Here is a 15,330-nt window from a genome sequence, read left to right on the forward strand (position 1 = left end):
CTAAAATTTGCTTAATATAGCTATACTATGATAGCTAAAATTAATATTCCTAATCTTAAGGAAGCCCTTGTGTTAACTGCAAAGACAGTGGCAAGGTTTCCTTTGGCAACTTTGTGTGGCATAATAGGTACAGTATCCATGTGTTATTATGTGGAGGTTAGCTACGAAAATAAAGAGCTGCAAAAACAACTGATGAAACTGGTAATGGTAAGTGGGCTGGGGATTTCATTCTTTACAGCTTTGCAGCTCATTGGCGAAAACCTGAGAAGTCGAATGGTTCATTATGCCATCCAGGTTATCGGAGCAATATTATTAATACTCTACTATTTTTCTCTACCAATTGAATTGCAAGTTATCCATGGTGTAAGATTTGTGCTTTTTGGTCTTGTGGCGCATCTCTTGGTTTCATTTGCACCTTATATTGTTCATTTCAACAAACCAGGCTTTTGGTTGTACAATAAGCAGCTTTTTCTGCAGATACTTACAGCATTTTTTTTCTCTATGGTGCTGTTTGCGGGTTTAGCTTTGGCATTTCTGGCAGTTGAAAAGCTGTTTGATATTGATATCAGAGATAAAACCTATTCTAAGCTGTTTTTTATAATCACAGGAATATTTTCCATGTTGTATTTTCTGGGAGGTGTGCCCCAAAGAGACGAGATGTTTAAGGATGACGATGCCTACTCTAAAGGGCTATCCATATTTACCCAGTATATACTAATACCCTTGGTAGGTATATACAACATCATTCTATACCTCTATACCTTTAAAATAATTATTCAATGGGACTGGCCCAAAGGTTGGATTGCTTACCTGTTTGTGAGCTATTCTGTATTAGGTATCCTTTCTTATTTGCTAGTGTATCCGGTAGTGACTGAAAAAACGAAAGTATGGCTAAGGGTTTTTGCCAGAGGTTTCTTTATCTCTTTGATACCACTAGTTGTAGTTCTTTATCTCGCAGTTTATCTGAGGGCCTCTGAGTATGGCCTTACCGAGAATAGATATTTTCTTTTTGTCCTGGATTTCTGGCTTTTTGGGGTTGGCGCATATTTCATATTCTCTAAATCCAGGAACATTAAATTAATTCCCGTTACACTTGCTATAGTGGTATTATTAACATCATTTGGTCCATGGGGAGCATTTTCCATGTCTATAAACAATCAAATTCACAGGTTTGAAAGAATATTTAATGAAAAAGTAAAGGGACCTTTAGAGCTTCAATTTGAGGATAAGAAAAGTCTTTCTTCTATTTTGACTTACTTGAAGAAACGCGAAAGCATGGATAAAGTGCAGGCATATTTCAAACATAACGTTGATTCTTTGAAGACATCAAAATATGTAGGTATTGAAAGTGTGCTGCTTCAGGAATATAACCTGGAGTATGTCAATGAATGGCAGGATGAGGAGAGTGCGCTAAGCAGGTACTTTTCCTTTACCACACGTACCAACTACTCGATGGGGATAAAACATGCTTCATTCTTGAGGTTTGAAGACCATCAGGAAAGCAACTTTAAGGGAGTTGCTATTGAGTTAGACTCAGATGAGTTAATTATTAATATAGCAGATTCAGTAGGCTGGGAAGCTCAGATAGGTATTGAATCATTAGTTAAAGATCTGGTGAAGTTACATAACAGTTATGTATATGATATGGAGCCTGAGGCAATGGCCTTACATGGTGATAATGCTGGAATGAGCTATTCTTTGTATATTCATAGCCTTTACGTTGAGCGGTTAGATAAAGAGAAGTTTAAGTTACAGAATATCGGGTTTGACCTCTTTTTTACGAAGCATGAAGAAAAAAAATAAATTGTTGTTTGCAGAAAAAAAATAATCATATACATTTGCAGTCCCATTCGGCGAAAGAGTTCGAATGATAATCAAAGAGGAGTGGCAGAGTGGTCGAATGCGGCGGTCTTGAAAACCGTTGTACCGCGAGGTACCGGGGGTTCGAATCCCTCCTCCTCTGCATAAAGGAAAGGCCTTGGCTAGTAAGCTGAGGCCTTTTTGTTTTTAATGCCTCTTGCTAATCGAGCCCATCAGTCATGGCGAAGCAGGTTGTGCCAGGTTTGCAGATACTGTGATTTTCGTATTTAACAGTTTGCTTATAGGACAGTTTTCTTTAGCCTCCTGAGCCGCCTTTTGGAATTCGTCATCAGAGATCTTGGGCACATCACCCTTTACAACCAAATCTATTTGAACTATGGAGCCATCTTCAAAAGTAAGTTTGGCTTCAGTGTCCAGGTTATTGGGAGTGTAGTCTGAAGCTCCCAAAATAAAGCTCAGTTTCATTGTAAAACAGCCTGCATGTGCAGCTGCTACAAGCTCTTCAGGGTTGGTGCCTATACCATCTTCAAACCTTGAAGAAGCAGAGTACTTACTTTTATCCAGTGCCTTGCTTTGTGTGCTTACAGTTCCATTTCCTTCTTTTCCGGAACCTTCCCAGTGGGCATTTGCTCTTCTTACAAATTTCATAGTCGTTGATTTTAGAGTCTTTAATGATTGTCTTTGGAGAAGTATTTTAACTTTTATTAAAAGTTAGCTCTTTTTCTCTTCAACATTATTATGGCGGGAAAGTTTAAAAGTTTTATTGATTGAGACTATTGATAGTTGCTCTCTCCTCACTGATTCACTAATATTACTTCTAAACGTAAGGTTATATGTTAGCAAAACGCACTCAGGAAGAACGCATTCAAAAAGTCCGGCAACTTATAAGTGAATACTATGGTATTTCCGGGAAATTAAAAGCTCTGCAGGGAGAAGCCGATGAAAACTATTTGATGGAATCTGATGGGGGAGAAAAATATAGCGTTAAGATTTCCTCAGCGAATATTTCTGAGAAGGAAGTAGAGTTTCAAACCGTATTACTGGATTATCTGGATGGTAAAACAGGTCTAATTTTGCCAAAAGTGGTCAAAAGCCTGAATAAAAATGCCTATGAAAAGGTTGACCTTAAAGGAGAACCGAAGATTTTACGATTGCTAACCTGGGTGCCCGGAAGGTTATATGCTGACATGAACCCTCAGAACAGCGGGTTGCTGATTAGCTTGGGTAAAGCTTGTGGTGAGTTAAGCAAGACTCTCACTGGTTTTGATCATCCTGAAGCTCATCGAAAGCAGCTATGGGACCCTGCTCAGGCGGATTGGATAAAAGGTCATTTTGATAAATTTTCAGAACCGGAGCAGGTAGTTATAGCTTTACATTTCTATGAATTGTATGATGCCATACGGCCTTTAATGAAGCAGCTTCGAAAAGGAGTAAATTATAATGATGCCAATGACCATAATGTTATTGTTAATGGAGACTCCAAAAACCCTTTGATAAATGGCTTTATTGATTTTGGAGACGTAGTACATACTTACAAAATCAATGAGCTGGCTATAGTACTGGCTTACGCCATGATGGGTAAGAATAATCCGCTGGAAGCAGCATGTCATGTTATCTTAGGGTACAATGAGATTTTCCCCCTGGAAGAAAATGAAGTGGAGGCGTTGTTTGCTCTCACTTGTATTCGGTTGATTATTACCGTGACTTCTTCTGTTATTAATAAAAAAGAACACCCCGATAATGAGTACTTATTGATCAGTGAAAAGCCAGCTTGGGATCTTTTGGAAAAGCTGGTGAAGATCGCCCCGGCATTTGCTCACTACAGGTTTAGGGCAGCCTGTGGTTGGAGTGCATGTCCCAAAGCTGATAAAATCCGCAAAGTAGCTAAGAATCAAAGCCTGAGGTTCGCCGATGTTGTTGAAGGTCTTTCCAGTCCTAAGTTGTACTGGATGGATTTAAGTGTTGGCTCTCTGGAGTTGGGTAATGCTGCAAATTATCAAACTACCAAAGCTTTTTGCAGGCAGGTCGATCGTTTGATGGAAGATCGTGATGCTGCTATAAGTATTGGCAGGTATGATGAAGTCAGACCAATTTATACTACAGATGCTTATCTGCAGCATGGGAATGATGGGCCTGGGTGGCGGACGGTTCACCTGGGAGTGGATGTGTTTGCAGTTGCCGGTACTCCCGTTTATGCTGCTTATGATGGTATAGTACATAGCTTTGCTAACAACAGCAGTGCGCGAGACTATGGTCCGACGATTATTCTGGAACATGAAGTTAAAGGAGTTAAATTTTATACATTATATGGGCACTTGTCCGTAAAATCTTTGACGGGATTAACGGTTGGGAAACCTTTTAAAAAAGGTGAGCTTTTGGCCTGGTTTGGCGATGAAAAAGAAAATGGAGAGTGGCCGCCACATTTGCATTTTCAAATGATGAGTGATATGCTGAACTATGAAGGGGATTATCCTGGTGTAGTTTACCATGATGAACTGGATGTGTGGAAGCAACTTATTCTTGACCCTATGTCATATATGGGGTTAACATCACCTGAAGGAGACAAACATGATGCAGAGAAAATCATAGAGCAAAGGAAGAAGAGGCTGGGCCGGAGCCTGAGCATTTCTTATCAAAGACCTTTACACATTGTTAGAGGTTTTAAACAGTACTTGTATGACTCCACAGCAAGGCGTTATCTGGACATGGTTAATAATGTCGCTCATGTAGGTCACGAACATCCTGCGGTAGTTCGGGCAGGGCAGGAGCAAATGGCCGTGCTGAATACCAATACCCGATACCTTCATGAGGAACTCGTACATTTTGCTGAGGAGCTTACAGCCACATTGCCTAAGGAACTATCCGTGTGTCATTTTGTAAACTCTGGAAGTGAGGCTAATGAACTGGCGTTGCGCATGGTTAAGGCCAATACAGGTAGCAGAGATATGATAGTGCTGGAAACAGGATATCACGGCAATACTAATGGTTGCATAGATATCAGTTCATATAAATTTGATGGCAAAGGAGGAAAAGGAGCGCCGGAGTGTACTCATGTGGTGCCTACCCCTGATTTGTTTCGGGGACTATATAGGAGTGATGACGCGACAGCGATCAAAAAATATATTGGACATGTAGAACAGGCTTTACTATCTATAACAGAGAGAGGTCGGGGCCTTGCTGGGTTTATTGCCGAAAGTATAATGAGCTGTGCCGGGCAAATACCACTGCCACAAGATTACCTGAAGGAGGTTTATAAAATTGTAAGATCCATAGGAGGGCTATGCATCGCCGATGAAGTCCAGGTTGGTATGGGCAGGGTAGGTGAGAAATTCTGGGGATTTGAATTGCATGACGTAGTACCAGATATTGTAACCATTGGGAAACCCTTGGGTAATGGACATCCCTTAGCCGCAGTAGTAACTACGGAAGCAGTCGCAGAAAGATTTGCCAGTGGTATGGAGTATTTCAATACCTTCGGGGGAAATCCGGTGTCTTGTGCCATAGGTCGTGCAGTACTGTCGGTCGTAAGGGAAGAGGGACTGCAACAAAATGCCTTGCAGGTCGGAGAGAACTTAATTCGGGAGCTTAAACAGCTGCAAACTCAATACCCTATCATAGGAGACGTGCGGGGTAATGGACTTTTCTCTGGTTTTGAACTGGTGAGACAGGGGCTAATGCCGGCAACTGAGGAAGCAGTATATCTATCCAATCGCATGCGGGACAAAGGGGTATTGATGAGTACTGATGGTCCGGATAATAATGTGTTGAAGCTTAAGCCCCCAATTTGTTTCAGTGCAACCGATATGGAATTTTTCCTTGAGAAGCTGGAGGAGGTCTTAAAGGAAGATTTTTTAAAATTGTGATACCGCACATGCATTACTCATTAAATGGTGCAGTAGTAACCGAATGGCAATCACCCAATCTGCTTATCTTGTTTATGGAGATCAAACCAGATCAATACTTTGAAGATATTCAATTTGCAGCAGAGTGGAGCAGTACATAATAAAAAGTAGGTTGCAAAAATTTCATTTGTCTTAACATATGTAAATGCATAGAAGGTTGTTGTTTATCAGTTTTGCATAAACAAAAACAATAATTGATGAAAAAAACTATTGCATTATCTCTCCTTTTGGTGATTGCGATCTGTTTGTTTGCTACAAAACCTCAAAACAAATATTTAACTCATAATGTGGAAAATGAAATGACCTACTCCATACTAGTATTGTACCGGGCAACTAACTATTGGTTAGCATTAAGCAGGGAAGAACGAGGGCGATTTTTTGAAACTGAAATTGCACCAATAATACAGAAATGCGATGAGAGACTGTCCATCAGACTGTTTGATAGTGAGGCTTTTCATGCTAAAACCTCAGATTTCATGCTAGTTGAATGTCAGAACTTGCAAGATTATTACTACTTTATGGAATACCTTAGAGATACGGAGCTTTTTAGCAAACCATATATTGAGCTAAATGATGTAATCATAGGGGTAGAAAATGGCTTTCAGCGTTTTGAAGAAGAGGAGTTTAATAAAGAGTGATATTCTTTTATATTTTCTAGCTTCTCACTAATAGAGAAAAGATTTATAAAAAAAATCGTTTCTCCATTAAACCTTTTCATAGCAGCCACATCTAACTGGCACAAAACAAAACTAATACGACTATGAAAAGAATCAGCACATTAAAAAACGTGATATTTTTTGCAACATTTGCAGCTTCTTCGTTTTTGTTTCAGGCCTGTAGTGAAGACGAGAATGAGGTGACTACCGTTTCTGCAGAAGAAGAGCTGGGTATTGTTGAAAATAGTAGTGAAACAGAAACCGTTGTGGATGAGGATCTGCTGCTTATGGATCAGGCAGTTGCAGAAATATCAGCTTCCGGTGGGAGAATCGAAGGGGACAGTCTTTGTGTAATTGTTATTCGTGATGAGGTAGCAAAGACTATTACATTAGATTTTGGAGACAGTTGCATTGGTCCATATGGCAGAGAGCGTTCGGGAAAAATCATCATTACTTACGGAGGCACTTTTGACGATGATATGGCAAACAGGGTAATAACTTTTGAGAATTACTATGTGAATAACAAGAAGATCACCGGTGCTATTTTACTTCGTGATATGAATAGAAATGTAGATGGTAACCTGACTGCTACCAGGGCTTTAGAGGGTTATACTATTCATTATCCTGATGGAAATACTTTTGTAATGAATGGGGCAACAACCAGAGAATGGATTGAAGGTGAAGGAGATGGAATAGTTGCCAGCAATGTATTCAAAATTACCGGTGCCTATGAAGGTGTTTCAACGAGAGGCAGGGGCTTTACACATACTATTACTGAACCAATAATTATGAACTTTGGCTGCCGGGCCAATGGAGGGTTTGTTAGAATTAGTGGAGTTAAGGAAATGGTTATCAATGGTATAGACCGAAACAGGACAAGAACAGTAGATTACGGTGACGGATCATGTGATAATGAATTTACGGTAACCATTAACGACAGGGTTTACACAGTCACTGCTTCTTAATCGAGATTTATATTTAGGAAATTAATAACTTATTGTGGAAGAAGTTGTCATAAACGGCAACTTCTTTTATCTACTTGAAGCGAAACCTCTAATTGTGGAAGAAGCAGAGTTAGTCCGGTTATTTCAACAGGAAGGTTCTAAGCGTGATACCTTTGCTAAGCTGGTACAGCAGTATCAGCAGAAGGTATATGGTATAGTAAGAAAAATGGTTGTTAACCATGAGGATGCTGATGATGTGGTTCAGGAGGTGTTCGTGAAAGTATGGCATAATTTGGATAAATTTAAAGGAGAGTCTGGATTGTTTACCTGGATTTACCGGATAGCAACAAATGAAAGCCTGCAGTTTCTTCGTAAAAAGAGGAGACGCATGTTTTTCAGTGCTGACATTACTGAAGTGCTTATTAATAACCTGACGAGTGAAGTACATTTAGATGGGAATGAAATACAACTAAAGCTACAAAAAGCGATATTACAGTTGCCAGATAAGCAAAGGCTTGTATTTAATTTAAAATATTATGAAGGATTGAAGTATGAGCAGATAGCAGAGATAACAGATAGCAGCATAGGAAGTCTAAAGGCCAGCTACCATCATGCTACAAAAAAAATAGAAGAATATTTGCAGCGTGATTAAACCTTTAACCATGAAGAACATCTAATAAGTAAATGGAAAGGGATAAAAGAAATATTGATCTTAATAAAATCCCCAAAAAGGATATTTATACGGCTCCGGAAGGTTATTTTGAGGCCTTGCCGGATAATGTCCTGAAGAAGATCGATGAGGGTGATAAAGGAAAAGAGATAACCTTACGGGTTAATTGGAAGGTTGTAGGGTATGTGGCTGCAGCTTCAATACTACTGCTGGTTGCTACACTTATTGGTTTGCAGAATAATAAAACTGATAGAGTTAGTGCAGAAGATTTTCTTGCCAAGGTTTCAGATTCAGACTTGGTGTTATACTTACAGCAATCTGAAATCGACGCTTATGAAATTATGGAGGTCACAGATATAGAAAACCTGGGGCTGACCTTTGGTAATACTGGGGATTTTATAGAACCTCAGTTGAATGATCCGGATTTGGAATTGCTATATGAACAGTATGGAATATCTCCTGATGAAAATTTACAAATGTTTTGAAATGAGAAAGTTAATAATGGTTTTGTCGTTGGTGTTTATAAGCACTTTTTTGGTGGGCCAGAGTAAAGAGGGGCTGAAGAAAATAGAGAGCGCTCGCATAGCTTTGATTACCGAAAGGCTGGAGTTGACACCAGAGCAGGCTGAAAAATTCTGGCCCCTTTACCGTGAGTATAGTGAAAAACGCAAAGCTTTACGTCAGGAGTTTGTTGAGGCCCGGCAGTCGGTTGATAGAAAGAATATGACAGAAGAAGAAAGCAAAATGCTGTTGAATAAAGGCCTTGAATTAAAAGAAAGACAGCTGAATATAGATCGTACCTATGCCGAGAGACTTACGAGGGTGATAAGTACTCAGCAGCTACTCCAGCTTCGAAAAGCAGAGGATGATTTTCGGAGGATGCTGTTAGAGCGTCTTGAAAGGAGGAGGGACCAAAGAGACAGGATAAACAGCAGACAGGAAAGAAGAGATAACGATTTTTAGACGGGTGTACATTGAATAACATAGCACGTTATATATCCATGCTTCGGAGGTTATTTTTCCTCCGGGCCATTTTGGTTGTGGCTCTGCTCATGGCTCAGAGTCCACTTTATAGTCAGCAAGAAGAACAGAGCCCTTCGCTAGAGGAGCTATATAGCGAATTGGACTCACTATTTGCTAATGAAACTATCCCTGATGAGCTTTTTAACCTTGTTGATAGCCTATTGACTTTGGATAGTGCCAAATACTCTTCACTTAACTTGAGGCTGGGATATGTCAGTAATATAGTTAGTGCAGGTCGTAATTTTGGTTTTGATCAATATGGATTCTCACCAGGAATTGCTTACTATCATCACTCTGGTATTTTTACCGGTATAACCGGTTATTTTAGCAATGAATATAATCCGGGTTATTACCTGAATACCTTTAATTTTGGGTATATACATACTTTGGGTGAAAAGTGGGTGTTGAGCGTAGCACATGACTTCTATTTATTTAATGACAGTATTGAATATCATAGCTTTGATAAAGTAGCACAAGCTTCCATTTATTTTCAAAAAAAATGGGCTGATGTAGGTGCTGACTATGCTCTTCTCTACGGTAACGATAAAGCACATCGATTAACTGTCCGTGCTAATGGAAGATTGAAAATCAAGACGTTGGGGTTCATTAACAGTATAACCTTCATGCCCGGAGCATCATTTCAGTGGGGGAATGCCAATGTATTTTATTTAAGGCAACCAAGAACAGCTGCTACTGACCTGAATCAGATTGTTCAGGAAAATAACTATCCAAAATTGGAGTACGGAGGGTATCGTAGGCTGGTTTATTTGCTGGAGTCAGACCGTCAGCTTGCTGCTGCCTCTTATTTGAGAGAGAGAGGTTATACCAGAGACCAAATTGAACACACAATAGCATCCTATTACAATGGAGAGTTTACAGTCGAGGATACGTTTGGGTTTATGAACTATAGTTTTTCGTTGCCGGTATCTATAACGGCAGGTAAGTGGAACCTCCTGCTTAACTATGCCTACAACTTACCCGTAGCTCTTCCAGGTGAGGAAATTGAATACTCGGCTAATGGTTATTTTAGCACTACATTGTCTTACCTCATTTACTGGCAAAAGAAGTAAAAACTATCCTTTCTGGATTAACTGGTGTGAAAGGGGTTATTAAATAAAGCATTGTTTATATTAACTCCCATCCTGAAAAAGAGAGGTTAATTAATACTCTTTTTCATAATTATGTAGTTAATGCCGGCTTTGGAAAACTTTTGTTTGGTCTGTTTTAAACCAAACCTTTCATAAAACAAGCACTTTTCTTCTCTGGCGTTACACCAGATGCTATGAATTTCTGATGAGAGGTACTCGTTCATGACATAACGGAGTAACTTTGATCCATATCCCATGCCCTGCTTATCTACAAGGGTGGCGAATTTTCTAAACTGGAGTTGATTATCCTTTAGGAATAGAGAAACAACAGAGACCAATTTGTCATCTACAAACAGTCCGTAATGGGTTCCTGAGTGGTCTTCTGGTAGCTGCACAAATTCTAAAGGTCTATCTGGCCACATAACCATATGGCGCAGAGGCCATGTTTCTTTGGCCTTGATCTTTCGTATTTGCATGAAATGCTGTTGCTACCTTTTTGCCGTTAATCCGGCCACTTTGAATGGGAACATCAAAATGGCTGTTACTAGGTTGAATATACCACTGATGGCAAAACCCAAAAGCTGGAAAGGCAATAAGATCAACCAGATAAATATTACCAAAAGCGCTAATGGCCAGCAAAGAGCCAGCAAGATGAACCACAGTATAAGTCCTATAAAAAATCTCATAATTTCTCATACGCTTAAAAATTAAAAAGGTTGGTGATCCGAGGTATGACTTTTAGGAGATAAAATGTCTAAATTTACCCTATGCAAATAGATTTAACTCATAAAGTTGTTCTTGTTACAGGGGCCAGTCGCGGCATCGGCAAGTCCATAGCAGAGGTATTAGGGGAAGCTGGGGCTTCGGTGGCCGTACATTGTAATAATAACTTAGAATCAGCGCAAAAAATAGCTGGGAGTATAGGGAATGCCTCAAAAGCATTTCAGGCAGATCTGGGGGGTGCTAAAGCTACAGCGGAGCTACTCAACAAAGTGTTGTCTCATTATGGTCATCTGGATGTTCTTATAAATAATGCTGGCATTGCCATATCCTCTAATTTGGAAATTGATGATGAGCAATGGCTGCAACAATGGAACAAAACTATAGCCGTAAACCTTACTGCCCCAGCTATACTTTGCAGACTTGCCATTCCTCATTTTATTGAAAGGAAAGAGGGAATAATAATTAATATTAGTTCACGTGCTGCCTTCAGAGGGGATACTGCGGACTACCTGGCATATGCAGCTTCGAAAGGAGGGCTTGTGGCTTTAACCAAGTCCATTGCCCGAGCCTATGGTAAACAGGGAATAACCGCTTTTGGTGTTGCTCCTGGTTTTACCAGGACAGAAATGGCGCAGGATTTTATTGATGCCTATGGTGAAGACTATGCTACTAAAGATATTGTGCTTTCAGAGCTAACCGAACCTGTTGATATAGCCCACACGGTTTGCTTTCTTGCCAGTGGCCTGTCAAAACATGCTACAGGAGCAACTATTGATATTAATGCGGGAAGTTATGTGCGATAATTGAAAGGGCTTCCGAAGCCTTTGAAAACTTCGGAAGTCAATAATATTTATGCCTCCACAGCCTCGCTTTCAATTTCTACCCCTGTATCCTTAATAGCTCCAAAGCCACCATACACATTGATGGGGTTTTTAAACCCTTCTTTTTTCATAATGGAAGTAGCAATCATGGACCGGTAACCTCCGGCACAGTGTACTATATAGTTTTTTTCCTTATTCAGACTTTTAAGGTTGCCAGGCATATCTGATAGTGTGATGAACTGAGCTCCTTTAATATGAGCCGTGTTGAATTCACCAGGTTTGCGTATGTCAATTAAAGTATCCCCTTTTTGTAAACGTTCAGCTACATCAGAGGAATTTATAGAATTTATTTTTTCTAGTTCCTCATCCCAGCTTTCAAGACCTCCTTTCAGGTAACCTTTTACCTTTTCATACCCCACGCGAGCTAATCTCAAAACTGCGTCATTTTCCATACCAGGCTCCACGATCAATACCAAAGGTTGATTGATATTAATGAGGGTACCTACCCAAACAGCATACTGGCCGTTAAGCCCTATATTGACCGCGCCATTAATAAAGCCCTTTTCAAAGTCATCAGGTATTCTTGTATCCAGAACTAAGGCCCCTTCTGCTATCAGTTTTTTAAACTCGTTAAGTTCTAATGCAGCCTTATTTTTATCCATAATGCTGTCGATGGAATCATATCCTTTCTTATTGATCTTTGCATCTTCAAAGAAGTATTTAGGAGGAGGGAGCATGCCATCTGTAACTTTGGTAATAAACGCTTCTTTACTCATATCCTGAAGCGCATAGTTGGTGGCTTTTTGTATGCCAATGGTAGAGTAAGTCTCTTTGCCTATGTTTTTTCCGCAGGCAGAGCCTGCACCGTGTGCTGGATAAATGATCACGTCATCTGCCAGGTTTTTTATTTTTGAATTGAGCGAGTCATACATCATTCCAGCGAGTTCTTCCTTGCTCATCACACCGTCTAGCAAGTCAGGTCGACCTACATCACCTACAAACAAAGTATCACCTGTAAAAATCGCATGGTCTTTTCCTTCTTCATCCTTTAACAGGTAGCATGTTGACTCTGGTGTATGACCGGGGGTATGTAATACTTTAAGGGTAATTTTTCCTAAAGTGAAAATTTCTTCATCTATAGCATTATATATTTCATATTCTGTGTTGGCATTGGGGCCATAAATAATCTTTGCACCGGTTTTTTGTGATAAATCTATGTGACCGGAAACGAAATCAGCATGAAAATGTGTTTCGAATACGTACTTGATCTTTGTGTTGCGTCTTTCAGCTAATTCGAGGTATGGTTCCACTTCTCTAAGTGGATCAATAATGGCAGCTTCACCATCTGATTCGATATAATAAGCTGCTTCAGCAAGGCAATTAGTGTAAAGTTGCTCTACGTACATAAATTCAGGTTTTATCAAATGGCAAACTTAAAACCAAAAACTTCGAAATAAAATTAAAAGGCTGATTTTCACTTGAAAATAGCATATTTTAGCAATTGAGATTACCGTGTCGAATGAAATACTTTTTTTACCTCATTATTTTTTTAACTTCTCAGAGCATTTTTGCAAGTCCGGATTACAAAAGTTCTGATTATCAATTATTTGAAACGAAGGGTAAGCAAGGGGTCAAAGATAATCAGGGGAATGTGCTTATTCCTGCCCAGTATGAAGAGTTGGGTTGGAGCAAGGGAGGCTTTGAAATAGTCAATAATATATTGGGCTACCGCACAAATAATATGTGGGGGCTGATTAGTCTGGATAATCAGATTATAACAGAAACTACATATACAAAGCTTTACCCCGGCAATAAGGGACTCTTAATTGCAGCAATGAAGGGTAAAGTCTCTCAAAGAGATTTTTTGGGGGTATTATCTACCGATGGTAAGATAGTGATCCCATTTAAGTATGCCTCAGTGAAGCTGACAGATCTGCGGGCCATTGTGGCCAGCAAGCCTGGCAGGCATTATATGTACGGAGTAGTTGACCTTGGAGGTAAAGTTATTGTTCCATTAGAATACAAAGAGGTTACAGCATTGGGCGGTTTGCGTTTTGCAGTTAAAAATTTTGAAGGAAAAACGGCCATTTTCAGTGATAAGGGTAAGCAGATCATTGGTTTTGGCCTTGATAGTATCAGCAATTTTCGAAATAACCTTGCCATTATATATGATAATCACCTAAGGGGACTTATTGATGCTCAGGGCCAGATAGTTGTGCCGCTAGGAAAGAAAAACTTCAGAATCTCTAACGATGAAGTTGAGGTGCTTTCCTTTAGTCAGTGGGATGTTTTGGATCATAAAAACAATACTATAGGGAGTTATAGTTATGATCAACTTGAGATCTATGATGCGGAAAAACTACAAGTGTATGCCAATGGCAAAAGCTGGCTTATAGACCAGGCTGGTACTGCGTTAACCCCGCAGCACTATACTGACCTCGGTAAGGAAGAGGGGGGGCATTTTGCTTTTGAGTATAAAGGGCAATGGGGGGTTATGAAGCAAGGAGGGGAATTGCTTATACCTGCCAAGTTTGACTCCGTATTCCTTTTTGAGGATATGATATATGCCAGGGAAAACGTGGCTGGAGTATTTAAATGGTCACTTTATGATGGCTATGGAGTTAAAAAGTCAAATCACTATTACGATAATATTCGAGAACGTACCAATTATTTCTTTCCGGTGAGTCGGCAAGGGTACTGGGGGTTTATTGATAGAGCAGGAGAAGAAGTTGTACACTGCGTCTATGATGATGTGTCACCTTTCATAGAAGGTATGGCGGTAGTTAAGTTTCATGGAGAGAATGGTATAATTGATAAGTTTGGTTCATGGGTAGTACTGCCTCAAAAATCTAGGGTGGAGATCATCAATAGCAAATATTACATTACCCAGAAAGGTAAGCTCACTACACTGAAGAGCTTTGAAGAAGGGACGGTATACTTTACTGAAAACAAGGTAGAGATCAAGGAAAATTACCTGCTTGAGCATCTTTCCGAAGGAGGGCTCTGGAAAATTGATTTTGAAGGCAGGATATTCAACTCATTGGGAGAAGACAGGTATCAGGAAGTAAGGCCTCCGTCAGAAGGCTTTTATGCCGTAAAGATTGATGGTAAGTATGGATTTATCGATGCTCAAAATCGCTTACGAATAGCAAACCGTTATGATGAGGTAGGCTCTTTTCAGGAAGGCCTTGCTGCATTTAAGCTTTTGGGGCGTTGGGGTTTTTTGGATAAGTGGGAAAGGATAATAATTCAACCTGCATACAAATCATCCTCAACATTCGAGAGTGGTCTTGCCATTGTATCTAATGATAAAGGGAAAGGCTTAATAAACTCCAAAGGTGAGCAGCTCTGCACATTTGAATACGACGAAATTCAGCGACAGGATAATGATCGGTTTTTGGTTGCAAAATCGGGTAAACTGGGTCTGCTTAGCAGCACAGGTAAATTAATGATCAATGCCAAATATGATGAGCTTAAAGACCTGAACAATGGCTTTGCTATTGTTAAAAAATTCGGCAAATATGGTTTGGTCAATATCAATGGAGTAGACATAATACCGGTCATGTATGATCAGCTTATTTATAACATGCACAATGACCAGTACCTGGCTATGAAAAAATCTGAATGGGAAGAAGTGCGGCTTCCATAAATTTATTAGTTTTAACTTTCCAATTTTTACATA

At 39.8% G+C, this 15,330-nt stretch carries 15 protein-coding genes and 1 tRNA gene; 12 read left to right on the top strand and 4 right to left on the bottom strand.

Annotated elements, in window-relative coordinates:
- Window positions 1-27: 27 nt before the first annotated feature.
- Complete coding sequence (locus JMN32_RS11760) at window positions 28-1,803, top strand: DUF4153 domain-containing protein (protein WP_202856525.1); 1,776 nt, start codon at window positions 28-30, stop codon at window positions 1,801-1,803.
- A gap of 75 nt (window positions 1,804-1,878) precedes the next feature.
- Window positions 1,879-1,963, top strand: a tRNA-Ser gene (locus JMN32_RS11765).
- Between the two features lie 74 nt (window positions 1,964-2,037).
- On the opposite strand, the gene JMN32_RS11770 is transcribed toward JMN32_RS11765, so the two are convergent.
- The gene (locus tag JMN32_RS11770; RefSeq protein WP_202856526.1) at window positions 2,038-2,469 is read right to left on the bottom strand and encodes an OsmC family protein; all 432 of its coding nucleotides are present in this window, start codon (window positions 2,467-2,469) and stop codon (window positions 2,038-2,040) included.
- 185 nt (window positions 2,470-2,654) lie between these two features.
- On the opposite strand from JMN32_RS11770, the gene JMN32_RS11775 reads away from it, so the two are divergent.
- From JMN32_RS11775 to JMN32_RS11805, 8 genes are all read left to right on the top strand, one after another.
- Entirely contained in the window at window positions 2,655-5,684 is a 3,030-nt protein-coding gene (locus JMN32_RS11775) for an aminotransferase class III-fold pyridoxal phosphate-dependent enzyme (RefSeq protein ID WP_202856527.1), read from the top strand.
- 8 nt (window positions 5,685-5,692) lie between these two features.
- Complete coding sequence (locus tag JMN32_RS27520) at window positions 5,693-5,824, top strand: hypothetical protein (RefSeq protein ID WP_262896715.1); 132 nt, start codon at window positions 5,693-5,695, stop codon at window positions 5,822-5,824.
- A gap of 96 nt (window positions 5,825-5,920) precedes the next feature.
- Window positions 5,921-6,361, top strand: coding sequence for a darcynin family protein (locus JMN32_RS11780; protein ID WP_238354444.1), 441 nt, complete (start codon window positions 5,921-5,923; stop codon window positions 6,359-6,361).
- A 122-nt stretch (window positions 6,362-6,483) separates the two neighbouring features.
- Window positions 6,484-7,344: a hypothetical protein gene (locus JMN32_RS11785; RefSeq protein WP_202856528.1), complete on the top strand. Its 861-nt coding sequence runs from the start codon at window positions 6,484-6,486 to the stop codon at window positions 7,342-7,344.
- 94 nt (window positions 7,345-7,438) lie between these two features.
- Complete coding sequence (locus tag JMN32_RS11790; protein ID WP_202856893.1) at window positions 7,439-7,975, top strand: RNA polymerase sigma factor; 537 nt, start codon at window positions 7,439-7,441, stop codon at window positions 7,973-7,975.
- 32 nt (window positions 7,976-8,007) lie between these two features.
- Window positions 8,008-8,478, top strand: coding sequence for a hypothetical protein (locus tag JMN32_RS11795; protein ID WP_202856529.1), 471 nt, complete (start codon window positions 8,008-8,010; stop codon window positions 8,476-8,478).
- Between the two features lies 1 nt (window position 8,479).
- Complete coding sequence (locus JMN32_RS11800; protein WP_202856530.1) at window positions 8,480-8,956, top strand: hypothetical protein; 477 nt, start codon at window positions 8,480-8,482, stop codon at window positions 8,954-8,956.
- Between the two features lie 11 nt (window positions 8,957-8,967).
- Window positions 8,968-10,086 carry a hypothetical protein gene (locus JMN32_RS11805; protein WP_202856531.1) on the top strand — a complete coding sequence of 373 codons (1,119 nt, stop codon included), beginning with the start codon at window positions 8,968-8,970 and terminating at the stop codon, window positions 10,084-10,086.
- Window positions 10,087-10,172: 86 nt separating this feature from the next.
- Here JMN32_RS11805 and JMN32_RS11810 read toward each other — a convergent pair whose 3' ends face one another.
- Together JMN32_RS11810 and JMN32_RS11815 are read right to left on the bottom strand one after the other, a co-directional pair.
- Window positions 10,173-10,499 (bottom strand): GNAT family N-acetyltransferase, encoded by a 327-nt coding sequence (locus tag JMN32_RS11810; protein WP_317191776.1) that lies wholly within the window; start codon window positions 10,497-10,499, stop codon window positions 10,173-10,175.
- 13 nt (window positions 10,500-10,512) lie between these two features.
- Entirely contained in the window at window positions 10,513-10,800 is a 288-nt protein-coding gene (locus JMN32_RS11815; protein ID WP_202856533.1) for a hypothetical protein, read from the bottom strand.
- Between the two features lie 71 nt (window positions 10,801-10,871).
- Between JMN32_RS11815 and JMN32_RS11820 the strand changes: the two genes are divergently transcribed.
- Window positions 10,872-11,630: an SDR family NAD(P)-dependent oxidoreductase gene (locus tag JMN32_RS11820; protein WP_202856534.1), complete on the top strand. Its 759-nt coding sequence runs from the start codon at window positions 10,872-10,874 to the stop codon at window positions 11,628-11,630.
- A gap of 47 nt (window positions 11,631-11,677) precedes the next feature.
- Here the strand turns inward: JMN32_RS11820 and JMN32_RS11825 are convergent, their stop codons facing one another.
- Window positions 11,678-13,054, bottom strand: coding sequence for an MBL fold metallo-hydrolase (locus JMN32_RS11825; RefSeq protein WP_202856535.1), 1,377 nt, complete (start codon window positions 13,052-13,054; stop codon window positions 11,678-11,680).
- A 113-nt stretch (window positions 13,055-13,167) separates the two neighbouring features.
- Here JMN32_RS11825 and JMN32_RS11830 point away from each other — a divergent pair, with 113 nt between their 5' ends.
- Window positions 13,168-15,297, top strand: coding sequence for a WG repeat-containing protein (locus JMN32_RS11830; RefSeq protein WP_202856536.1), 2,130 nt, complete (start codon window positions 13,168-13,170; stop codon window positions 15,295-15,297).
- Window positions 15,298-15,330: the final 33 nt, after the last annotated feature.

The organism is Fulvivirga marina (assembly GCF_016775155.1).
Classification (GTDB): Bacteria; Bacteroidota; Bacteroidia; order Cytophagales; family Cyclobacteriaceae; genus Fulvivirga; species Fulvivirga marina.